This is a genomic window from Amycolatopsis mediterranei, assembly GCF_026017845.1.
Classification (GTDB): domain Bacteria; phylum Actinomycetota; class Actinomycetes; order Mycobacteriales; family Pseudonocardiaceae; genus Amycolatopsis; species Amycolatopsis mediterranei.
In genome coordinates, this window is record NZ_CP100416.1 from 2359003 (window position 1) to 2380652 (window position 21650).

Annotated in this window: 27 protein-coding genes; 5 read left to right on the plus strand and 22 right to left on the minus strand. The window is 64.1% G+C overall.

What is annotated here, in order from left to right; genetic code table 11:
* Nucleotides 1-12: 12 nt before the first annotated feature.
* From ISP_RS11275 to ISP_RS11320, 10 genes are all read right to left on the minus strand, one after another.
* A complete protein-coding gene (locus tag ISP_RS11275; protein ID WP_013224004.1) occupies nucleotides 13-1050 on the minus strand; it encodes a DNA-methyltransferase in 1038 nt (345 codons plus the stop codon).
* Complete coding sequence (locus ISP_RS11280; protein ID WP_013224005.1) at nucleotides 1047-1862, minus strand: replication-relaxation family protein; 816 nt, start codon at nucleotides 1860-1862, stop codon at nucleotides 1047-1049. Before ISP_RS11280 ends, ISP_RS11275 begins: the two co-directional genes overlap by 4 nt.
* A 124-nt stretch (nucleotides 1863-1986) precedes the next feature.
* Nucleotides 1987-4149 carry a type IV secretory system conjugative DNA transfer family protein gene (locus ISP_RS11285; protein WP_013224006.1) on the minus strand — a complete coding sequence of 721 codons (2163 nt, stop codon included), beginning with the start codon at nucleotides 4147-4149 and terminating at the stop codon, nucleotides 1987-1989.
* 647 nt (nucleotides 4150-4796) lie between these two features.
* The gene (locus ISP_RS11290) at nucleotides 4797-4934 is read right to left on the minus strand and encodes a hypothetical protein (RefSeq protein ID WP_014466766.1); all 138 of its coding nucleotides are present in this window, start codon (nucleotides 4932-4934) and stop codon (nucleotides 4797-4799) included.
* Between the two features lie 29 nt (nucleotides 4935-4963).
* Nucleotides 4964-5209 (minus strand): hypothetical protein, encoded by a 246-nt coding sequence (locus ISP_RS11295; protein ID WP_013224007.1) that lies wholly within the window; start codon nucleotides 5207-5209, stop codon nucleotides 4964-4966.
* A gap of 6 nt (nucleotides 5210-5215) precedes the next feature.
* On the minus strand, nucleotides 5216-6010 hold the full coding sequence (locus ISP_RS11300) for a hypothetical protein (RefSeq protein WP_013224008.1): 795 nt from the start codon (nucleotides 6008-6010) through the stop codon (nucleotides 5216-5218).
* Nucleotides 6007-6252, minus strand: coding sequence for a hypothetical protein (locus ISP_RS11305; RefSeq protein WP_230468931.1), 246 nt, complete (start codon nucleotides 6250-6252; stop codon nucleotides 6007-6009). Before ISP_RS11305 ends, ISP_RS11300 begins: the two co-directional genes overlap by 4 nt.
* Complete coding sequence (locus ISP_RS11310; RefSeq protein ID WP_013224010.1) at nucleotides 6252-6560, minus strand: hypothetical protein; 309 nt, start codon at nucleotides 6558-6560, stop codon at nucleotides 6252-6254. Before ISP_RS11310 ends, ISP_RS11305 begins: the two co-directional genes overlap by 1 nt.
* A gap of 102 nt (nucleotides 6561-6662) precedes the next feature.
* Complete coding sequence (locus ISP_RS11315; protein WP_013224011.1) at nucleotides 6663-6884, minus strand: hypothetical protein; 222 nt, start codon at nucleotides 6882-6884, stop codon at nucleotides 6663-6665.
* A 255-nt stretch (nucleotides 6885-7139) separates the two neighbouring features.
* Nucleotides 7140-7490, minus strand: a complete 351-nt coding sequence (locus tag ISP_RS11320; RefSeq protein ID WP_141748497.1) for a hypothetical protein — start codon at nucleotides 7488-7490, stop codon at nucleotides 7140-7142.
* Between the two features lie 127 nt (nucleotides 7491-7617).
* Between ISP_RS11320 and ISP_RS11325 the strand changes: the two genes are divergently transcribed.
* Entirely contained in the window at nucleotides 7618-8952 is a 1335-nt protein-coding gene (locus tag ISP_RS11325; protein ID WP_141748498.1) for a hypothetical protein, read from the plus strand.
* 83 nt (nucleotides 8953-9035) lie between these two features.
* On the opposite strand, the gene ISP_RS11330 is transcribed toward ISP_RS11325, so the two are convergent.
* From ISP_RS11330 to ISP_RS11360, 7 genes are all read right to left on the minus strand, one after another.
* Nucleotides 9036-9353, minus strand: coding sequence for a hypothetical protein (locus ISP_RS11330; RefSeq protein WP_034286245.1), 318 nt, complete (start codon nucleotides 9351-9353; stop codon nucleotides 9036-9038).
* Nucleotides 9350-9778, minus strand: a complete 429-nt coding sequence (locus ISP_RS11335) for an Imm1 family immunity protein (protein WP_013224012.1) — start codon at nucleotides 9776-9778, stop codon at nucleotides 9350-9352. Before ISP_RS11335 ends, ISP_RS11330 begins: the two co-directional genes overlap by 4 nt.
* A complete protein-coding gene (locus ISP_RS11340) occupies nucleotides 9766-10542 on the minus strand; it encodes a DddA-like double-stranded DNA deaminase toxin (RefSeq protein ID WP_013224013.1) in 777 nt (258 codons plus the stop codon). The genes ISP_RS11335 and ISP_RS11340 overlap by 13 nt, the downstream gene beginning before the upstream one ends.
* A 77-nt stretch (nucleotides 10543-10619) precedes the next feature.
* A complete protein-coding gene (locus ISP_RS11345) occupies nucleotides 10620-11429 on the minus strand; it encodes a S1 family peptidase (protein ID WP_013224014.1) in 810 nt (269 codons plus the stop codon).
* 81 nt (nucleotides 11430-11510) lie between these two features.
* Nucleotides 11511-11921 carry a hypothetical protein gene (locus ISP_RS11350; protein ID WP_014466768.1) on the minus strand — a complete coding sequence of 137 codons (411 nt, stop codon included), beginning with the start codon at nucleotides 11919-11921 and terminating at the stop codon, nucleotides 11511-11513.
* Entirely contained in the window at nucleotides 11918-12331 is a 414-nt protein-coding gene (locus ISP_RS11355) for a hypothetical protein (RefSeq protein ID WP_014466769.1), read from the minus strand. The genes ISP_RS11350 and ISP_RS11355 overlap by 4 nt, the downstream gene beginning before the upstream one ends.
* Entirely contained in the window at nucleotides 12328-12747 is a 420-nt protein-coding gene (locus ISP_RS11360) for a hypothetical protein (RefSeq protein WP_013224015.1), read from the minus strand. Before ISP_RS11360 ends, ISP_RS11355 begins: the two co-directional genes overlap by 4 nt.
* Before the next feature lie 437 nt (nucleotides 12748-13184).
* Here ISP_RS11360 and ISP_RS11365 point away from each other — a divergent pair, with 437 nt between their 5' ends.
* On the plus strand, nucleotides 13185-14690 hold the full coding sequence (locus tag ISP_RS11365; protein WP_230468762.1) for a helix-turn-helix domain-containing protein: 1506 nt from the start codon (nucleotides 13185-13187) through the stop codon (nucleotides 14688-14690).
* Between the two features lie 9 nt (nucleotides 14691-14699).
* On the opposite strand, the gene ISP_RS11370 is transcribed toward ISP_RS11365, so the two are convergent.
* Nucleotides 14700-15524, minus strand: coding sequence for an alpha/beta hydrolase (locus tag ISP_RS11370; protein WP_013224017.1), 825 nt, complete (start codon nucleotides 15522-15524; stop codon nucleotides 14700-14702).
* 333 nt (nucleotides 15525-15857) lie between these two features.
* On the opposite strand from ISP_RS11370, the gene ISP_RS11375 reads away from it, so the two are divergent.
* Entirely contained in the window at nucleotides 15858-17417 is a 1560-nt protein-coding gene (locus ISP_RS11375; protein WP_080582964.1) for a deaminase, read from the plus strand.
* Between the two features lie 741 nt (nucleotides 17418-18158).
* Here ISP_RS11375 and ISP_RS11380 read toward each other — a convergent pair.
* The 3 genes from ISP_RS11380 to ISP_RS11390 are packed head-to-tail and all read right to left on the minus strand — an operon-like array spanning nucleotide 18159 to nucleotide 20271.
* Complete coding sequence (locus ISP_RS11380) at nucleotides 18159-19625, minus strand: ThiF family adenylyltransferase (RefSeq protein WP_013224018.1); 1467 nt, start codon at nucleotides 19623-19625, stop codon at nucleotides 18159-18161.
* Nucleotides 19607-19987, minus strand: a complete 381-nt coding sequence (locus tag ISP_RS11385; RefSeq protein ID WP_013224019.1) for a hypothetical protein — start codon at nucleotides 19985-19987, stop codon at nucleotides 19607-19609. Before ISP_RS11385 ends, ISP_RS11380 begins: the two co-directional genes overlap by 19 nt.
* Nucleotides 19988-20001: 14 nt before the next feature.
* Nucleotides 20002-20271, minus strand: a complete 270-nt coding sequence (locus tag ISP_RS11390; protein ID WP_013224020.1) for a multiubiquitin domain-containing protein — start codon at nucleotides 20269-20271, stop codon at nucleotides 20002-20004.
* A 107-nt stretch (nucleotides 20272-20378) separates the two neighbouring features.
* Here ISP_RS11390 and ISP_RS11395 point away from each other — a divergent pair, with 107 nt between their 5' ends.
* The gene (locus ISP_RS11395; protein WP_013224021.1) at nucleotides 20379-20735 is read left to right on the plus strand and encodes a helix-turn-helix domain-containing protein; all 357 of its coding nucleotides are present in this window, start codon (nucleotides 20379-20381) and stop codon (nucleotides 20733-20735) included.
* A 5-nt stretch (nucleotides 20736-20740) separates the two neighbouring features.
* Nucleotides 20741-21316, plus strand: a complete 576-nt coding sequence (locus ISP_RS11400; protein ID WP_014466772.1) for an ImmA/IrrE family metallo-endopeptidase — start codon at nucleotides 20741-20743, stop codon at nucleotides 21314-21316.
* A 6-nt stretch (nucleotides 21317-21322) separates the two neighbouring features.
* On the opposite strand, the gene ISP_RS11405 is transcribed toward ISP_RS11400, so the two are convergent.
* Nucleotides 21323-21616 carry a helix-turn-helix domain-containing protein gene (locus tag ISP_RS11405; protein WP_230468763.1) on the minus strand — a complete coding sequence of 98 codons (294 nt, stop codon included), beginning with the start codon at nucleotides 21614-21616 and terminating at the stop codon, nucleotides 21323-21325.
* Nucleotides 21617-21650: the final 34 nt, after the last annotated feature.

Here is a 21650-nt window from a genome sequence, read left to right on the forward strand (position 1 = left end):
GCCTTCCCAGGCTCATGCGACCTTGGCCGCCTGAGCCCGGTGAGCGGTGAGACGCGCCTCGGCCAGCGCGGCGTACGCCTCGTTGAGCTCAATCCCGACCCAGTCGCGGCCGTAGGTTTCGGCCGCCAGGGCGACGGTGCCCGCGCCCATGAACGGGTCGAGGACGCGTCCGGCGCGGAACTGCCGGTGCGGGCAGCTCGGGGTCAGCGGCCCGGTGGCCAGCTGGCGGCCGTCGACGAGCTGCGGCGTGCGACGCCACGGCAAGTCGCAGACGGCGCAGACGCGTTCGGGGCAGGTGGTCAACAGCGGCCGCCGGACGAGCGCCAGCGGAAACGTCGCGAAGTGCGCGCCGCGGTAGCTGCCCGTCGGGATGGTCCAGACGTCGCCGGGGCTCTTGCCGAGTGGGTGGCTGGCCAGGCCCGTGGTCTTCATCTGGGCCAGTCCCTGGTTCAAGTCCACTCGGGGACTGCTGCCGCCGTTCAAGGATGGTACGGCCTCGCGCGTCAGGTAGGTCCGAGCCGCCTTGACCGCGGAGCCGGCGGGCGCGGTCCGGGCGGGCTCCCGCACTGCGTCGAGATCGAAGAAGTAACGCGACTGCCGGGTCAGGAGGTACAGCAGTTCGTGGCTAGCGGTGAAGCGGTCTCGGACGCTGGACGGCGTCGGGTTGGGCTTGGCCCAGATCACTTGGTTGCGCAGCAGCCAGCCGGAGGCCGTCAGGCGCAGGGCGACGCGTTGCGGCCCGAGCAGCAGGCTCTTCTTGGCCGCGCCCTCGCGCTCGTGGCGGGAGAAGCTGTCGCCAAGGTTCAACCACAACGCGCCGGTAGGGGTCAGGACGCGGGCCAGCTCGGTACAGACGGCGGCGATGGTGTCAGCCCAGGCGTCCACCGTGGGCTCGGCCCCGATTTGCCCGGGGTGGCCGTAGTCGCGCAGCGCCCAGTACGGCGGGGAGGTGATGACGCAGTCCACCGACGCGTCCGGCAGTTCGCGCAGTCGCTGACGGACGTCGCCGATCAAGATGTGGCGAACAAACTGGTCAGGGGTCAGGGTCATCGGGCACCTCCTTCGTCGTTAGGTAGGGCGGTCAGGCGGGTCACGGCCTCGTCGGCCAGGCAGACCGCGAACAGGTAATGGGCCTCGGCGGGCAGCCGGCGGATGACGTGCTGGATAGCTTCGGCGCGGGCCGTCGTCGGCACGCTCCACCAGGTCCGCGGGAACACGCCGCGGGCGGCCTGCTCGGTGCCGCTGCGCCAGTACGCGACGTAGACGTCCAGCTTGCGGCGGATCGTCGGCAGGCTCTCGGTCGCCATATCGACCTCGACGAACGACGTCAGTTCGTAGCCGTCCCGGTCAACCTGGACAAAGGCGTCCGGCTTCAAGGTGATGACCTCGCCGCCAGGTCCGGGGAAGCGTCGCCAGCACAGCGGTTCGGCGGCGAAGTCAACCGTCGCCGTGGAGTGCTGGCGGCCGAACTCGGTCAGCTGGACCCGCAACTCCGCCACCGCTAGCGCGTGATTCGCAAAGGCGGGCTTGGTCTCGACGTCCCGGCGGTGGCGCGGCGGGGCTGGGTTGCCGACATCGAGCACCGCCAGCCCAAGGCCCGTCAGGCCATACACGTAGCCCTGTGAGCCCGCGCGCACCCCGCCGATGCGCCGCCGAAGCCGGATGACGAGCCCGAGCCGGTGGAAGCGGGCGAGCGCCGCGCGGGCCTTGCGGCTCTGCGTTTCGGCGTGGCCGTCCGGGAAGTGCTGGCGGAGCACTTGACCACCGGTCATCAGCCGGAGCTCGCGCAGGTCGCGCAAGATCGCCAGGTCGCGGTCACTGAGCCGGGCTGCCAGCCGTCCGGCGCGTCCACGGCCACTCATCGGACACCTCCGGGAGTGGCTATGTGTCGGCGGCGGCAGTCGCGGATTCCTGCACGTCGGGAGCGAATCAGCTCCAGCGGACCGGTAGGGCGAGCGGTAGGGCGGGTGAAGCTGTCGCGCGCGTTCACCGGCTGGTCCTCCGCACCCCGACCGGGCCGTCCGGCGGAGCTTGTCCGGCCCACCGAGCAAGCAACCCGGCGTCGATAGCTACCGGATCGGCGCCGTACCGTTCGGCGCTCAACCGGCGCAGTTCGACCGGATCGCGCAATGCGTCGGGCAGGGGCGGGGTGACGACCTCGAAGGCCGGGAGCGTGGTGCCCGCCACCGTCGTCTTCACGGCGGCGTGGTGCGCGCCGAGGCTGGTCAGGTCCTCCGGCGTGACGGGCTCACCGAGCACGCGGGATAGAGGTCGGGCGTCCTCTTCGGCCGGCCGGAAGACCACTCGCGTCCCGAGGTTCGCCAAGGCGGCGCTCCGTAGCTCGGGGGTGAGCTGCCCGAGGTGCTGATGAGCGGCGACGATGTTGACGCCCGCGCCGCGCGCCCGGGCCAGGGCGTCGGCGAAGTCCAGTCCGGCGGTGAAGGTCTGGAACTCGTCAATCATGACCGTGACCGGTCGGCGGTACGCGGCAGGTCGAGTGGTCTGGCGCTGGACGTGGTGCCACAACTGTTGGAGCAGCAAGCTGCCGAGCAAGCGGGTGGTTTCCGGACCGAGCACTCCGGCGTTGAGACTCACCAGCAGAATAGTGGGTCGGTCGAAGACCTGAGCCAGGTCAAATTTCGGCGCCGACTGGCCGAGCAGGTGACGGATCGCCGGTCTCGCGGTCCAAGCACTCAGCTTATTTCGCACCGGCATGACGACTTGCGTGCGCTGCTCCTCGGACAGGTTGTCGTACCAGGCCAGCCAGGGCGAGATGGTCAGCGGGTCGCCGACCTGGGGCGCGATGGTCCGCCGGAAGCGGGGGTTGCTCAAGATCGGACCGACGTCGCACAGGGTCCCGTCTGGCAACCGGGCAGCCATGATGAGCCCGTGCAGCAGCGCGTCCGCCGACCGGGGACCGATGGCCGAGCCGAAGACCTCACGCAGCAGACCAAGGACCGCGTCGGCCCGTCGCTCGGCGTCCGCTCGTGGCCCTGAGAGCGGATTGAAGCCAATAGCCGGGCCGTTCGTGCCGGGCTCAAGGATGACCACGTTGCCGTGCTCGCCGAGTCGGGCGGCGATGTCGGTGACAAGATCACTTTTCGGCTCCAGAACCACGACCGATCCGCCAGCCCGGGCTTCGGCCAGCGCCCAGTGCGTCAGTAGCGTGGACTTTCCCCGCCCGGTCGGGCCAATGACGTGACTGCCGGTGGCATAGCTGGCAGGTGGCAGCCAGACGCTCTGACCACGGGAGGCCGGGTGTGGGCTGACGCCGAGCGGGCGACCTGCGGTGGCCGGCCGGGGCGGGGTGGTGCGCAGCAGGCTCGGGGGAGCGGGAGCGAACCGTCCGGCGCCGCCGGGGACCTCCAGGCCACCGAGACACCAGCCCATCATGACGGCCAGCTCGGCAGCGTTGGCGATGCCCGACCAGGACCGCATCCGGCCCATGACCTGGTGCAGCTGGGTGGCGGTCTTGCTCGACTGCGGACTGGCGTAGAGGCGACTGTGTGACCCGCTGACCAGCGACAGCGCCGACACCGCCGGGCGCAGCAACTCAGCCGCGCGGCGGGGGTCCTTCGTTACCGCCCCAACCCGGCCGCGGACGCCGAACAGCGGCTCAGCCAGCTTCTGTTTCCAGGCGCGTTGCTCGTCGCCGGACGGCTCACGGCGGGTCGCAAAGCCGAGCAGTTCGAGCGGGCCGTCCGCGACGGGTACGCGCGTAGACGTCTGACTCGGTCCCACCACCCACTGCAGCACGACGGCCTCACCGGAGCCGAGCTGGCGCTGAGCTTGGAACAGCCCGGCCGTGACGGCGCGGGCGGTGGTCACGCGTAGGGGGTAGATCAGGCTGGTGAGGCGCAGCTCCCGCGCCGTCACCGGGGCCGGCCGGACCGGTTGGCGAGACTCCGTCAAAGTCAGCTGGGGCAGTTGGGCGGTCAGCTCACCGGGCAGGGTATGAGCCAGTTGCGGCTCCATGCCGACGAGCCAGCGCGCCCGGTCCGCCGACAGCCAGAGTTCAAACACCACGAGCGGTTGTAGCCGGCGCAGGCCGTGATGGGGTCGAGCCGCCAGCACACGCACCATTTGCGTCAGGTCGTCAAACGCGGCGTCTCGCGGCGGCACGGCCTCAAGCCAGGTCAGCTCAATCATGATCCGCCTCCGATCCGCTGGGCTCGGTCGTGGCCGGAGCGGTTCGACCGGTGGCCAGCTCGTGACGAGCCAGGGCGATGCAGGCGCGGGCCAGCACGCGAAGACTTGGATGGGCGCGTTCTTGCGCCGTGACGCGGACCTCCTTCTCGACGTTAGGTTGAGACATAGAAAACCCTCCTTTCAGGTCGGCCCGAAACGAGGGATACATACTGCGCTTACCGAACAAAAACCAGCCTTGACGTTAGGTAGCTGTCAGCTGTTCAATAAATAAGCACAGTAGTACCCGTTTGCGGGCTATTGTGTGTCATACCTGAGATGCGCTGCCCGTTCCGGCGTTGACTGCGAAGAAGATGTTTGCGCATCTTCTTTCCATAGTCGGGACGGCTTTGCACTCAGGCTTTCTATTATTCCGGAACTATAATAAGTAAAGCAATTAGCTTTTCCACATGTAAAAAACCGACCGGCGGTCCAAACTTTCAGAGAAACGCCAGAGGAAAGTTGACGTTAAATTCTGTAGGGTAACTGTCAATAGGTGCAGACAACGGGGTTGGGGCGTCCTGACGCTATTGACACTGACTGGTCTTACGTGTGCTCATTTTCTGTCGCGGGTCACGGTAGAACAGTTCGCGCTTTGAAGCGATTGGTAGCTACGACCGTTTGAACGTTCGTACCAACCACGCGATGATCACGGCCACCACCAGCAGCGGTAGCACCAGTTGGGCCAGCGGCTGCAGCACGATGGCGCCCGCCGCGACCATCGTCAGGCCGACGAGCGTGCGAACCACGCGGCCTCGAGCGTTCCCGGTCCGGCGACTCATCGCCGCCGCCCAAGCGCGATGTAGCACAGCCCCACGATGATGAAGAGGGCCATGAGCGAGCCCATGGCCGGGTTCAGGATGCTGACCAAGGTGGCGAACCCGGCGGCCAGGCCGTTCATCAGGACGGGCGGGAGCGTCGCTTCGAGCACGGCGACCGACAACCGGACGACGACGCCCAGCAGCACCAGGCCGCCGAGCACGGTCAGGGTGCGGCCCAGGATGAGCAGCGTGTTCGTCGGCATGGACCCCTACACCCCCCCGTCCGTGAACGGCTGGCCGCAGGCCGTGCAGCGGATGACGCCAGGCCGCCATGAGCCCTGAGCGACCCGCAACGTGACCGGTCTCCGGCCCATGCGGCACCCGCATGAAGCGAACACGTACCTTGCCCGCGGAGCCGGCGCCGCCGGGCCCGCCGCCAGCCCGGAGCCGTCCGCCGACGCCTCCGGGGCGCTCTTCGAGCTTTCGGCGTCCGCGTCGGCCAGGGTCCGCGGCCTCCGGACAACAACGAGCCCGCTCTCCAAATGTTCGATCAGGTCGCGGTAGTCCGCCGCGCCGCGGGCCGACAGCTGCGGCGTGCGGACGCCGGTCTGCCGGTCCCGCTCGATCTGCAGCCCAATGCACAAGGCCAACTCGCCGAACCTGCGGTTGTGGTACCGGCCGTCCCGGGAGGTGTCCTTGATCTTGTTCGCATCGGCGTAGACGTGGCACGCCTCGTGCAGCAGCGTCACGAGGACGTTCTCGGCCGGACTGATCCACTTGGCGTGATCGGCGAAGTCAGCGTTAACGAACAGCTCGCTGACCGCCTGCTCGCCGTGCCGCCAGGCGTCCGGCTCAAACCAGCCGTACGCCCGGCGGCTGGTCTCACCCGTCGTGACCAGCACCCGGTCTTGAAGAGTCTCCGTCAAGCCGGAAAGCTCGTCCTGTCGGCGGCGGGCCACCTCGATGACGACGCGCGCCAGGAGCGCGGTCATGGCCCGGTGTGCGTCGGTGGGCGCGGAGCCGGACGTGTCCGGCTCGTCGGCCGTCAGCTCGAACGCGGTCACGGGCGATCACCGCCAGACTGACGCTCCATCTCGCGCGCCATCTCGCGAACCGCCCGCAGGTGAGCTCGCGTCATCTGCGCCCACGCCCGCAGTGCCGCCAGGTCTTCCGCCAACACCCGCCGGTACATGCGCCAGCGAGGCCGATACCGGTAGTACGCATCCTCCACCAGCATCGCCAAGACCAGCAGGATGGCCAGAGCGAACAGCACGCCGAGCCCGGCGAACACCCACACGGCCGTCATCACGGGCGACCACCCAGCCGCCGCACGGCGTGGCGGGTGACGAGCGCCACGTCCTCGACGATGCTGGCGTACACCTCGGCCCGGATCGGGCTGGCCGCGGCCTGCTGGGCTTCCATGGCCTCCAGGTTCGCGATCTGCGTGATGCCAATCGAGCCCACCCAGCCGGCGGCCTGGACGCGCGCGGCACTGATGTAGCCCTCGATGAGCTCGTCCATGACGCGCTCACGTCCCTCCCGCGGCATCTTTCGCAGGGCGGTGTTGAGCTGCGGCACCAGTTCGCCCTGGCCACCGCTCCGAATGATCTCCATACTTGAGCACCTCCTCTACTTGTCGGGCGTCCGCGCAGGTTGCGCGAACGGGGGAAGAGAAACCGGAGCGCCGGGACGTGCCCGGCGCGTCCGGCAGCAGAACTAGCTGCTGACGACCGCCGCGGCGCGGATCGGTCGGTGCAGCGCGGTGAGCTCCCGGCGCGTCGCGCGCCGGGCCTTCTCGTCGTTGACCAGCGGCATGTGCGCCACGGGCGGGTGGTCACCATGCAGCTCCCGGGCGAGCGCGGGCAGCGACGCCTCGAGGTGCGCCGCGCGGGCACGCTCGACCTGGCGAACGGTGGGGGTGAAGCGGTTGCGAGCCATTCTGTTGCCTCCTTTCGTCGGTGGGTACGAAAGAAGTCTCAGCGAATAAATGCAGGGAAGTACATCTAAGGAACTAAAGTCGCACTAAGGAATAGCTTCGGAAGCCGTTAGGAACCTGATCGGAAGTTCGGAAGTTGTTGAGAACAGAAAAAGCCCGCCCAGAATGGGCAGGCTTGCGGGTGGGATCGGGCAGGTGGATGTTTTAAGCACGCGTAATGAAACTAGATCGATTCAAGAAGCCATGCAGCGACTTCGTTAACCGGGTATCGAGCTCCACTTGAAGAAGAACGGATCGAAGATGTCAGTTTGGGGCTCGCTGCGCCCGTCTTTGAACACATGTCGGATACGCCACGGGATAGAAAGGCCCCAATACTCCTCACTCGGGCACTCCTGTCGCGCGTCATGCCATACGCCAATAATTACAGCGATTGTGGCGAGGTAAAGCTTGAACGAGCCTCCACAGGCTTTTGTTGCAACTTCCTCGAGTACCCATATTTTGATGCACTCTTCGAGCGAGTTCGCATCCTTCTTGCCTGAGACGCTCTGAGGGTGTTCGTAGAAGTAATCGAAAAAACTGCTGACCGTATCATCAAATACTAGTGACATTTGGCCTCCTGACCAAAGGCCGATCCCGCATGAATTTTTAACATAAAAAAGCTACATTCGCAATAGCAAAGTCGCAGCCTTGTTGGACCGGTGCTACGCTGCGCAAGCGTCGCAGAAGGAGGAAGCGGTGGATGCTTGGCCGAGTCGCGATGACCTTGCAGGGCAAATGGCGGTCATCATGGGTAGGACGAAAAGCCGCGCGCGCCATCCTCATGAACAGATGCGGCACGTGGCCTCACTGCATGAAGCTGTGTTCGGGCGTCTGGGGCTGCCTCTGAATAATGCGACTCCCTTCGTGTGGCGCGGCGATGTCTTGAAGCGTCTCATCAAGGCGTCTTTGGATTACTACGACAAATCTGACTATGCTAATAAGAGTGGCCTTCGAGCTGCGGGGGAATTACTGGGCTTTGCTTTTGTGGCGGACGACGAGATCAATGCGAAGATAGCTGAGTTTAACCCTGAGTGGCTGGATGAGGATGACCGAAAAAATCGTCGTGGTGAGAAATCCTTCAGGTTGTTCGCTGGGCTCGTCGCCTATGGCAGGCCAGAGGTAAGCCGAAAGACTGCTCAAGAATTCCAAAATAACGAGTGGTCCTATGAGGCAGCAGACCTCCTCACTTTGTATTTGTCAGAGCACCTCGACGAAGCGCGCACCTTTGCACTCTCTAAGCTAAAGCAAGATGCTCATCCGGCTACGACTGACGCTAACTCGGTGGAGGAGGATGCCTCGTCCGAGGTGGAAGCTGTAAGTATTCCGCAGGCAGTGTCCGCCGCCGATAAGAGTGTAGCGACACAGAGAAAGCAACCTAATTCAGCGTCAATCAAACGTCTGGATGTTACGTATCGATTTGTTGACCGCCGACTAGAGCGTGTGGATGTAAGAAGAGCGATTGTCCCCAAGTTCGACGGCCCACTGACCCTCGCAGAGTGCGCAGATTTCTACCTGTGGGATCGTTGGGGGGAGGCCGACACAAGGGAGAGGTTTGGTATTGAAACCATCTCCGGCGAGGGCACGTTGGCAATCCGCCATATCCCGAAAGTTACTTTCTTGCCCGAGAGGAGGGCTCCTTACGTACTTGAATATTCGATACCTGAGGCAATAGCAGGTGAATTCTGCGAATACGAATATTCGATCGTCAACGCAAAGCCCAATACATTCGTCACTCCCAGATATGAGTATGTTTACATTAAAATTCTAAAAGGGGAGGTTGGCGAGAAGACTTCTTCCATTCGTCTTGCTTTTGTTGATGGTGACCCCATCGGGCGCAGCGTGAAGGTCTACCAAAATCAATCAGGTCCAGCGAGGAGGCCTGAGTATGACTTGATCGATTTCGACGTGCGGGATCATGGCTCTTACTATGTTGAATTCGGTCCAGTAGACGGTAGAAAATACCATTCCTTCTCCCTCTTCTCGGGTTTCACCTGGCGCTGGGAACCTCGCGGAGACGAGAAGTTCAAATGAGATGTTGACGGGTGGACTATTAACGCATGGATATATCTGTCGCAGTTTGCAATGAGATGAACAAATCCCAGTAATCCGCGGAATTAGCGCAGTGTGGACAGGTGGAGTCGTCCGCGCTCATCCACCTCAAATAGTATGCCCCGCTCCACCAGCCACGCTTCCGCTGCCGCCCGCGTCTCCCTGGTCGGTGTCACATACGCCCGGCCGCCCTCGTCCTGGCAACAGCTCTTCGTCACGCACACGGCCCACAGCTCCATCAGCAGATCGGCCAGCTCGGCGTCCACGCAGGCTGACTGCCCATGGGCTTCGATATGCCGCTGCGGGTGTCGCAGGTGCGTCAGCCCGCCATTGGTGCGCTGACACGCCTCACACAGCGGGTACGGCCCGAGCCGCACGTTCATGCGTCCGCCGGCTGTTGCCAAGAGATGGCTTTCGGCTTGGTGCCTGTGGTCAGAAACTGCTCCATGGCCACGCGCACCTGCTCCAGCGGTATTTCGGCGTTGGCTGGAATCTCCCGTGCGTGCGCCATGTAGTCGTACGTCACGTGGCCGGTGCACTTCGCGTCCCCGAGGGACCAGCCGCCGTCCGCCGACAAGCACTGAATAAAGCCATACTCCGGCCCGAGGCCGACATCGAGCACCGGCGCGTTGTAGTCGCCGGACACCGCCACCTGGATCATGGGCGGCACGGCATACCCCTCGGTTTCGTCTAATACTTCATCTATGAAATTATTCAGCTCGTCCACCGTGTCCACGGTCGTCGTCGCGCCCTCCGGGTGCGTGTTGTCCGGCCCGGCTTGTCGGTACCAGATGTCTAACGCGACCATGGCGGTTTCGCTCCTCCTGTGTAAGTCTTCCGAAAGCCGTTCGTTCCGTGCACCGTCAGGCTAGAGCCCTCCGGCAGGATGATCGGCACGAGTGTGTCGCAGCTGAAGCGCCCGCGGCACGGCTCGTTGTTGATGACCACGTCCACGTGCTGGCGGCCCTGCTGGATCATCTGAATCGCCACCTTCTGCTCGACGTCCGCCGTGGCGGTCGGCGGGCCGGAGAGCGGAATGCCCAAGGCCTGGAGGCGTGCCCAGACGGCCGCCGCACTGTTGTCCTGACCGCTTGTCACGCTCTGCGGCTGGCCCTGCTCGTCCACCCAGCAGCCATGTGTCTTCTGCCCCGTGCCGGGTTTCACGGTCGGTGGTAGCTGGGCGCGGATGGCTTCGGCCTGCTCGCGGTCCAGGCGCTGGCCGTCTCGGGCGGGCAGCGGGTTGGAGTCCGGTTGGGGGGTGTCCGCGGCCTCGTCCGAGGCCGGCGCGGACGAGCTGGTGGAGCCGTCCGCTGGCTGCTCGGTGCCGAGCCGGTCCAGGTAGGTGGTCAGCAGGCCACTGGCCCGAGCCACCAGTTGCTGAACACTGGTCACACCTTCCGCGACGCTCATCAAGCCCGAGATGGCCTGCTGCATCTCGGGCTGCTGGGAGCCGGTCTGGGTCAGGGCCTGGACGGCTTCGTCGAGGCACCCGGCCGCCTGCTCCAGGCTGGCCGGTGAGAGCTTGCCCAATGCAGTGCGGACGGCGGCTGCGAGGTCCTCGACACCGGCCATGTTCCAGCTCCTTGGAGATACGGCCAACCACCGGGCCGCCCGAGGGGCGGGCGGCCCGGTGGCCTGAGAGTCAGCAGCTACGCGTTGTCACGCGCGACGTCGTAGATCCACCGCCGGAAGTCCGGCACGCTGGTGTAGACGGTGGTGTCTTCACCCGGAACGGCGGACCCGCCTCGGCTACACGTCCCCACCAACTGCGGTACGCCGTTCACCATCTGCACCGCCGGGCTGCCGGAGTCACCGTTGCCCGGGCCGTCCGTGCCGTGCGGGTTGTCGGTGCAGAACTCCCCGGCGGACTGGAAGGCGTTTGCGCACCGCGCGGCCGGTACCACGGTGGTGTCGAGCTGCTGGAGCCGACGCGGCAGGCTGGTGGGCGGGACCGCCGGGTCGTCCGCTCCCCAGCCGTACAACCGGATGCGCGTACCCGGTCGCGGGGCGCGGGGCGCCAGCTGCAGCGGCTGCAGGTCGAGCGGGTGGTCCAGCTCGGCCATGACCAGGTCTTCCACCGGAGCGGTCTGACCCCAGTTCCAGCCGGCCCGCACCACGATGCGCTTGATCTTCGCGACCTGGCCGCCCTTGGTCCGATCTTTCGAGCCGACCCGCACCGAGAACGTCTTCTTGTCCGTGGGGACCTGGCCCGGCGGGTTCGAGGGGTCGTCCGTGACGCACTGCGCGCCGGTCACGACCCACTGACGGAAGACCAGCACGGCCCCGCAGGTGTGGTAGGCGGTGCGCCCGTAGTCCGGCGCGTCGTACTGGAGCGAGGCCATCCAGGAGGTGTTGCCGGTCGCGCCGGTGCCGCCGACGATGTTGGGCTGGACACCCGTGTCGGCGCTGGCCGCCGGGATGACGGCCGTGGTGGTCAGGGCCAAGAGGCTGGCGGCCACGGTTGTGAGTTGGGCTTTCAAGGGCTCTCTTTCTGTTTCGGATCAACAAAACTCCGACCTGACGGTTCAAGCCGGAGGGCTTTAAGAGTCCGGATCACCACTCGGCCAGCTCGGCGGTGGGCGATCCGGCAGGTTGCGCAGGCCGTCAAGGACTCGTGCCACAAGGTCGGGATCAGGACTGCGGTTCGGCTGGCGCGGGTACGGCGTCGGTCGCTGGACGTACGGCCGGGGCCGCTTCGGCAAGACCGGCGGCAGCTCCACGGTGAGCTCATCGGCCGGGGCCGGCTGAATGGCCGGGAAGACTTCGGTGGGGGCGCTGGCGAAATCGGCTGCGGCCTGTTCGCGCTCTACCCGCTCGCGGATGCCGTCCACGGTCCGCTCCGGCCGGGCCCGCACGCGCCGGTTGTGCCGGGCGTCCGAGATGAGCAACACGACGATCCAGACCACCGGCACCGCCATGACGACGAGTACCGTCAGCGCCCCGCCGTTCACGGCCCTAGGGGCTCGGGCACGTCCGGCGGGTCGGTGGCGGCTGACGCAGTCGGCATCTTGCCCGCGTACAGCTCCAGTACTTCGGCCAGTGCCACCAGCAACCGGGCAACCTCGTTCAGCTGCTCCGGCGTGCTGGTCCCCGTCCTTAGTCGGGCGCTGACGGTTACCAGCTGGCGGCCGGTGGTGCCGACGCGGTCCGCCAGGGCACTGGGGGCGGTGACGTCCTCCCGGCCGCCCGCGTGATCCACCATGAGGTCGGCCAGCTCCATGAGGAGCCCGGCGAACATCCGCTGCTGCTCCGGCGGCATGGTGTTTGTGGCCAGCTCGCGGATGACCGTAGGGACGGCCCGATGGACACTGCCGAGGCTGGTGAGCAACTGCGCCACTTCGGACGAGACGGCGTCGGTCACGTCAGGGCCTCAGCCAGTTCCTCATCCAGGACGTGCAAGGCCGCACCGGTGCGGCGGATGACCGCCTTCATGGCCAGGGCCGTGCCCACCTGAGGCGACAGCGCGCCTGTTTCCACGACGAGCACGACGGTGCGGGGATACACGGGCAGCACGTCGATCAGGCCGGTGAAGCCCGGGCGGACTACCTCATCCGGCTTACTGAGCACATCCGAGAACCACGCTCCGAAGACCCAGCCTTCCGTGTAGCACCACAGGTCGAGCACAGCGGCGTACGCGTGGCGGTTCATGGGATCGTCGTGCGGGGTGCTGACGTAGCCGTACGCCATGAGCGGGTCCACGGCCGGCGGGGCGACGAAGGGCCGAGCCAGCAGCACATCCGCCAGCGTCTCGAGCTTCGGCGGCATGTCGGGGTGCATCTAGAACCCCTCCCGCAGCCGGTACGCCTGACGAGCGGAGGGGCACGGCCACGGTTTGTCGCACCACACGCAGCCCGCCGGGCCCGGTTCGTGGACCAGGAGTGTCAGGGTGATGAGCGAGTACAGCTGGGCCGGTTCCGGCACTCGGGCTTCGGTGACCGGCATCAGCGGCTGGCCCCGCCGCCAGCACCGAGGCACCAGCGTTAGGGGCTGCCGCTTGGAGTTCAGATGCGTTACGCGTGCCGCCATGTCGCTCCCTGCTTCCTCGCTCGTGGGTTCTGGGAGCACCCCGGCGGCCAGGACCCGTGTCTCAAACGGGCCGGAGGATGGGGCCCGTGGGACGGTTCAACCGGCCGCCGGGGTGCCGGAAATGACCATGGAGCGGTCGCCCCTGGTCCACCAGGGGGAAGAAACCGGGCGAATGTCGGTCCAATGGGGTGGTCGACGGTCTGACCTGCGGTAATGTGACGATCTCGCGCTGTAATCGAGGGGAGACGATCATGGGCGGTCGGCGACACGGCCTGATCCGGGCACGCAAGGCCGCCATCTACACCCAGGAGTCACTCGCCCACGCTCTCGACATGGACATGAAGACAGTGGGCACGTGGGAGCGCGGCGAGGCCGAGCCCGTGCCGTACAAGCGACCGAAACTGGCCAAGCTGCTGGGTATTTCTCTCGCCAAGCTGGAAGAACTGCTGGCGGAGGGCACCGCTGGCGTTCCCGCGGAGCCGGCCCCGGCCGACGAGCCCGCCGCGCCGAGTCCTGCACCGTCGCCCGCGCCGCGCGGCGGTCTGCTCCTGCCGGTTATCGTGGACGGACGGCCCGTACTGATGCCGCTGGACGGGGCTACCGCCGCCACCAGCGGCCTGGGGTCACTTCTGCCGCCTGCTCTCGTCGCCGGTGACGAGGCCAACCTTCCAGCGGCCCAAGCCGCGGAATGGGACGCCATGAGTCCGCTTAGCCGCCGTTCGCTGCTCACGAACGGCTTCGCAGCCGCTGCCCTCCCGGCCCTCGGCCTTGACGACCTCCACCGCGTGGCCGAAGCCATGGCCGACGCCCGCCGCTACTTCGATGGCCCGGTGCTCGACTACTTCAGCCGCCAGCTCGACATTTGCAAGTCGGATGACGGCACGCTCGGACCGGCCAAGACCTTGCCGCTCGTGCTCGGGGTGGTGGGTGCGATTGAAGAGCACGCCCGGGACGTCAAGCCGAGCATCCGGCGCGACCTGCTCAGGCTGGGAGCCGAAAGTGCCGAGTTCGCGGGCTGGCTGTACCGCGACGTGCGCGACTTCGGCCGGACGCTGTACTGGTACGACCGGGCTATGGAGTGGGCGCAAGAGGCGAACGACCCAGCCATGCAGGGCTATGTCCTCCTCAAGAAGGCACAGCTGGCCTTCGACCAGCGCGAACCACAGCGGATGCTGACACTGGCCCAAGCGGTTCAGCACGGGCCGTGGTCCTTGCCGAACCGTGTCCAAGCCGAGTCGGTGCAGCAGGAGGCGCGGGCGGAAGTCATGCTCGGCGCCACCGCCGACGCCGTGGCCCCGAAGCTGGACCAGGCCCGTCAGCTGCTGGGTGCTCGCGATGACGGGGCGTCCACGCTGGGAGCGCACTACAACGACACGCTGCTGACCATGCAGACAGCGATCTGTTACACCGAGGCCGGAGCACCGCGGCGGGCGGTGGAGCTGTACGACGAGTCGCTAGTGGAAGACCGGTTTTCGCCGCGCGACTACGGGTTCTTCTTGTCGCTGCGGGCCGGTTCGCTGGCGCTGGCCGGTGAGCCGGACGAGGCCGCCCGGACCGGCGTCGAGTCGGCCGCGCGGGCTGACAGCACCAGCTCGCGGCGGACGAAGCAGGAGCTGGTCCGCGTGCTGGAACACCTCCGGCCTTGGACGAACCGGCCTGCCGTGACGCAGCTGCGCGAGGTCGTCGCCAGCTAGCCCCGCACGTCAGTCGGCCGCGGTCAGCCAGTCGCGGACAGCGGCGATGACCTCGGCCTGCCACGCCTGGCTCTGCGGGTCGGCATACGTCGGGTCGTCGTGAACGGCGATGCCGTGCTGCGCACCCTCGAGCTCAAGCAGTCGGTGCGGGGCGGTCAGCCGGTGATCTGCGTCTCGTGAGGACTCCACCGGGATGAAAGTGTCCTTGGTGCCGTGCACGAGGAGCGTGGGCGCTTGGATGTCGGCCAGCGCCCCGCGGGCGTCCAGCCAGAACACCTCATTGAGCAGGGCGCGACTCAACTTGAAGCTCGGCGAGTGCGGCAAGAAGCCCTGTTCGGCGAGGTCGCGGGCGGCCTCGTCAGTCAGGTAGTCGTCCTGCCAAAAGTCCTTCTGATCCACGAAGCGTTGCTTGTAGTCCAACAGCGGGTTGAACAACACCAGCCGCTCGACATCGGCCGGACGCCGGGCCGCGTAGTAGGCAGCCAGGCCACCGGAGAAGCTGGCCGCCACCAGCGACGCCGACGTCAGACTGGTCTCCCGGCAGAGGTGGGCCCGAGCTGCGCGGATGGCGTTGAGAACTCCGGTGAGCGATAGCTCTTCCTGGCGCCCTTCGCTTTCGCCGTGGCCGGGGAGATCGAAGCGGAGCGAGGCTACGCCACCCTCGGCCAGGCCGGCGGCCAGCCGAGTGAAGAAGCCCGCCTCATGACGCGTGACGCCACCGCCGTGCACGAGAACAACGGCGTGGCGCAGTTGGCCGTCCGGCTGGACCAGCGTGCCGACCAGGTTGAGGCCGTCTGGCGTGCGGACGGTGGTCTCGGCGCTACGGGCGGTCATGCACCGAGCTTACGGGCGCGATCGACTGCTGGCTCGAATGAACCACCGCAACCGTACGGAGCCCGCGAGCGAGCAGAGAGATCGGTGTCAAGTGTGTGGATGCCACGCTGTCAGGGACCTGCGGGTGATAGCCGTGACGAGCGGCAAGGGCGGCGACGGCGGCTACGACCTGTAACTATGAGTGGCAAAGCCCCAGGGCCAGGACGCAGCGGCCAAGAACTTAACACTTCTGTAACTGTTACACTACGCTTGATGACTGTTGGTAACAACGGGCCTCAGCCGATCGAGTAGAGATACTAGTTGTTGGAACTTCAATATGTCAGGCTGGTCATCATGAGTGAAGCGCGGGCCGTAGGGAACGACGAGCAGCGCGAAGCTGCTGGTCCTGAACTGTGCATCGCACTCATCACTCCACTTGGGGCGCCAACTGATCATCTTGTAGCCATGCTTGAGAGTGAACTGCGGACATATAATTATTCGTCGGAACCCATTCGCCTTAGTGACTTGTTGGCGGCGCGATATGAAGGCGAGATCCCCCAGTATCGTGACCTCCGTACTGCGAAGCTTGTAGAACTTGGAAATGAGCTATGCAAAGAGCTTAGTGATCGGTCTGCGGTCGCTCGATTAGGAATAGAAGAGATTGTTCATCGGCGAGCTGATAATCCGTATTCGCGCAGACGTGCATGGGTAATTCGTTCGCTCAAGCGGCCGGAAGAAGTAACACTGTTACGGCACACGTATGGTGACGCTTTCTATAGCGTGGCGATCTACTCGGAAGAGTCTATGCGCAGAGTGCGGTTGCAGGCGGCAATCAAAGCATCTCGCTCATCATGCGCGAATGACAGAGCTGGGTCTCTTGCAAATGAAATGATTGCAAGGGATGAAAATCAGGCTGTTACGGCCTCTGAACATGATTATGGCCAGAATGTTCTCAAGACCTTTCCGATGGCGGACGTGATCATTTCCGGCGACGATCCTATGGAGCAAGAGCGACAGGTTCGTCGGTTTGTGCGAGTGTTATTCGGCGAGAATATTGTTCCTTCGTCGTCGGAGCATGCCATGTATCTGGCGGACGGAACTGCAGCCATTTCGTCATCGCTCAGCCGAAAAGTAGGGGCCTGTATGGCGACCGAACGTGGCGAGATCGTCGCAGTGGGGGTCAATGAGGCTCCGAAAGCAGGCGGCGGCCAATACACCGGAGAAAGTATTGGGGGCCGTGATGCGGATATAGGCAACGATTACAGTGAGCTAACAGTGCACGATTTGGCTGCGAGTACTGTACTGGCGCTCGCGGCCGATGGATGGCTAAGTGAAGAAAAGGCGGGTAAGGCGGAGATAGACCCTGACGGGCTCGCTGACGAAGCAATAGCACTTCTTGAGGTCCAAAAATCTCCTTTGATGTCGTTACTTGAATTTCAACGTCCTGTTCATGCCGAGATGAGCGCAATACTCGATGCGGGTCGTAGGGGCGTTTCACCCAAAGGCGCCTATTTGTATTGTACGACATACCCCTGTCATCTGTGCATGAAGGAGATAATTGCAGCAGGAGTCTGGAAAGTCGTATATATCGAACCTTATCCAAAAAGCCGCTCTGTTGCGATGTACGGAGACGCGCTTGCTATCGGAAAGTCGATTCACGACTCTCAATCGACAGAGATAGCATCTGTTTCCGTTGACCCCTTTATTGGAGTTTCTCCCCGAGCGTACAGGCGTCTCTTTGTTGAGCAGCAATATCGACGAAAAGATAGCCGTGGTGAGGTTGTTCGGCAACCGTTGAATACAGCCTTGCCTAAGGCGGGTTATCTTCGACCACTGCTGAGCGTTTCTGAGCGAGAAGGAATCGCAATCTTGCCCCTTGTTCCCCTTGATGAAAATGAGGAGATGGAACAGTGACAAATTCGGAACGCAAAACGTCTGGTGGTCGCACCTTTCGTTCTGTTGAGACGAGCAAGGCGGTGAGTCGGGCACGCGAGCAGGCAAGTAACTTGCCGCAGTGGAAAAAGGATCTCTACGAGGAGGAGCGAAAGCCATTCGTGGAGGAAGCTGAGTCCGTGCGTCGGGGATATTAAGCGCTTGTATAAGTGTCAATCTAATCGTATTATTTAAATAAGCCAACTTGGACCATTGTTGGGGCAGTGGCCCGAGCTGGCAAGGCGCCATGCCGGACTGCGGAAGGGGCATGGTGAACGCGATGTCTTACGAATTGCCTACTTGGTTTGTTGAAAGGTCTACTTCGGGAGAAGGTGACGAGGCAGTAAAAAATGCAGTGGCTCGAGCGAGAGAGCTGCCAAAGTGGAAAGTCGATCTGTACAGGGAAGAAGAAGAGTTCTTCAACGAGGATGCTCGGTCTGTACGTCGCGGCTACTAGGAAGTATACTCAATCCTCGACTCGAAACGGTCGGGGATTTTAATGATCATCTGCCATGTTTGTTGACTGATATGGATTAATAAGTCGTCAGCTTATTGCTTCCTTCACTGGCATCAAATCGGCTCAGTTCTGGTCAGCTACTCCCGAGTATTAATACCAAGCTCTTGTTGTGCCAAATCGCCCACTCAGGTTGTGGGCGAGGTATCAAAAGCACTGCGACGAAAGCATTAACCTGCATCTCGAATATCGTTCATGGCGTCATTTGACTAGACCCCGGCAGTACTCTTGACCGGTAGCCGTCGCTGGCCACCCGCGCTCAGGCGACCGTTGCTTCCGCATTCGGGGCAGCTTTGGTCCGAGCGAGGTATTTCATGGATTACGCGGTCGAACGCAGTCGACGTGAGAGGATGAAATCTGGTCCAGCGTTCCCGATAGTCCGTGGCTCTCAAGCCGACAGTCGACATGAGGTAATTGTCGACGGCGTAAGCGGCGGCTACGGCGTTGAGCGTAATGACGCTGGGTGCGTGTACGTCCACGTCGTCAACGTAGCGTTGCTGTCGTCGCTGCTCCGGAGTGAGTGCTTCTTCTTGCAGTTTGGCTGGTTTGATTAGTTCGTTGCACCACAGGCAGCTCAGCCCTGGAGTCAGAGGGCGAACTACGCTAAACACGTCGGTCACGGTCCCGGCCTTGTCCAGTTGCACCTTGGCGCCCACCTGGACGGCCGGAATCAGGTACTGGTGGACGAGGGCGTTCACGACGAGGCGTGCCTGCATCGAATCGGCAGCGAGGAAGACGTAGTCGCAATCAGTGAGGCTGGCGGCGACTGTGTCCAGGGTGACGTCACCGCGGATGGCGTCAAAGCCGATCTCAGGGTTGGCTTGCCGCGCGACTCGCTGGGCAACCCTAACCTTCGGCGTCGCTAGCCACCGGCCGAGCGCGCGAAGAAACTGGGGCCGTTCTGGCTTGGTGAGCCACGGCAGCGCGTCCCGCCGGTGGCTGCCGGCCACACGAGGCACATTGCTGAGCTCGATCCGGTCTGGGTCAACAACAACGAGGTGACCGACGCCGAGCCGGGCAAGGTACTCGTTGACCAGGGAGCCTGCGCCGCCGACACCGACGATGCCGACCTTCTGGCTGGCGAGGACGGCTTGGCCGCGATCACCGAAGAGTCGGCTTTGGCGGTCGTAGGTCGGATCAGCTGCCGGCTTCGGGGCGGGCGCAGGCTGAAAGACGCGTCGGCGGGCACCGTGGAATACAGTCGCATTGAGTTCGACGCGACTGCCGTCCTGGAGCCAAATGTCTCCGGCTGCGGCGTTGCGGGCGAAGACGAGGCCGCCCACGGGATGGTGTTCGAGATTGTCGAGCAGCGCCGGGTATCCCCGTTCGTGCGACGCCAGGTCGTCGCGGGAGAAGTCGACGTGGTCGGTGCCGCCGTGGCAGTGCACCGCGAAGTAGGCGAGCCCTTCGCGTTCACAGTCTTTGATGCGGTCGCGGATGAATGCGGCCGTCAGCATCCGATAACCCCGTTTGCCGGGAACGTAGTCGACACCGTCTTTTGCCAGGTAGAGGCGTCGCGCGAGGAAACGGGTGCCCCTCTGGGTCTCCACCACGGTGGCTCCGATGACGGCGCCGTGCTCGTCACCGTCCCCAGGGAAGAGGTGACTGAACAGCTGCTCGGCCAGGGCCGGCGGGACGTGGAGGCTTGCTGGAAGTGTCATCGACTGCGTAACCATGTCAGCACTTTCTGTAGTTTGAGCAACGCAGTGTCTGTCTCGGGGTTCAGCTTGTTTGACCGGCGTGAGATCTGGATGGCGGGCCGCTCCTCGAACGGTGTCGGAGTGGTCCCTTCGCCCAGCGCGGCTCCATCGACGCGCGTGAGGTCGGGCCGGACGAAGTGCGGGTACACATCGGAGTACGGGTACTGGAACGTAATCCGGAACCCGATCCAGGTCTCGCGCTGCTGGTACTGGGGGCCGGGGTCCACCGGGCTGACGAAGACGACAGCGCCTCCGTCAGCCTCTTCGGTGACCTCGACGTCAGCCTCGGGAAATCCGGCGCGGATTTCCTCGATGGCTTGGGTGACTTCGGGGGTCATCTCGATGCCCTCGGTCAGGAGTTGTCGTCGTCGGCGATAGCGGTGAACTTGGAGTGCTTGGTCACCGTGACCACGTCACCGTTGCCGATGACCTTGGTTTCGCCCGACGGCAGCTCCTCCGACAGGATGAAGTCGACTTCGATCTTCACGCCCTGCGCGATGGCCGCCTGCTTGATCTCCAGACCGGTGACCCGCGGCCCCTTGACCTCGACCGGCTTCTTGTTGACGCGGATCTCCACGGTCCGGCCGTGGGCCTCGACCTGCTGTTCTAGTGTGCTGGACATGATCTCTACCTCCGTAGTTAGCGTTGTGCAATCGGTGTCCGATTGCTATAGTCGAACTGTACCAACTAAGGCTGTTGATTGCAAGATCGCAATCGACTGGAGGTGACATGGTCAAGAAGGGATGGTTCGACGCTGAGGCCTTCTACGCAGCGCTGGACAGTGTTCGGCAGGCGAGAAAACTCAACTGGAAGCAGGTGGCCGGCGAGTCGGGCGTGAGTGCCTCAACGCTGACTCGGATGGCACAGGGCAAGCGACCTGATGTGGATGGTCTCGCTGCTCTCGTGGCGTGGTCAGGGCTTGACGCTGACGACTACGTCCGGTCGGAGGAAGGTCGGCCCGAACCTGAGCCGCTAGCGATGATCTCTACCTACCTGCGGAGCGATCGCAACCTGTCGAACGAGGCGGCGACGGCGCTCGACGAGATGATTAAGGCGACCTACGAACGGTTGCGGCACAAGGACTAGAACGCATGGGTTTCCGTCGAGGTTTTAAGACCGAAGCTAACTCCCGCGCACAGGAGGTGCGCTGGGAGTTGGGCCTCGGCGCACTGGATCGACTCGATCCCTGGGTGCTCGCCGAGCACTTGCTGATCGAGGTGTGGCCGCTGTCGGTCTTGCAAGACACAGCTCCGTCGGTGACGCATCTGCTGGAAGTCGAGCCGCAAGTTTTCTCGGGAGTGACAGTCTTTCGGGGTCACAAGCGAGTCATTGTCCACAATGACAGTCACACTCCGCCGCGTCAAAACAGCGATGTGGCTCACGAGGAAGCCCACGCGCTCCTCTTTCATCCGCCCACGCCCGCGATCGATGATCGTGGCTGTCGTCATTGGGACCAGGATCTTGAAGACGAGGCCTCTTGGCTCGGCGCGGTTCTCTTGGTGACTGAGGACGCGGCCTTGGAGATCGCGCGAGAGCGACGTTGGCGCACGGTTGAAGATGCGGCGACCCACTTTGGAGTCAGCGTCGAAATGATCAACTTTCGCCTCAACATGACGGGAGCTCGGAGGCGTGTTGAACGGGGGCGGCAGCGGTGGGGACGCGGTTGAAACTTGTTAAGCAATCTTTCGTCGGCGACCCCGGCTCCGGATCGTGATCCCGTCGGCAACCAGCCGAGCCCTGATGGTCTCGTTGCCGACCTCATAGCGAGCGGCCAGATCAGCGATTGTCCAGCCTTGCCCGTAGAGCTGCACGGCCTCCCGTAGTTCATCAGGACTGAGGGCGAAGTACTTCGTGTCGATGCCGCGCGACCTGAGGTGCTGTCCGATGGTCGTGCGGTAGACATGGAACGTCGCGGCTAACTCGGCGACCGTCGCTCCGCCACGAAAGGCGATCACCAGGGCGTCCACCTCGTCGATCCTGAGCTGTCGGGCTGTCCGGATC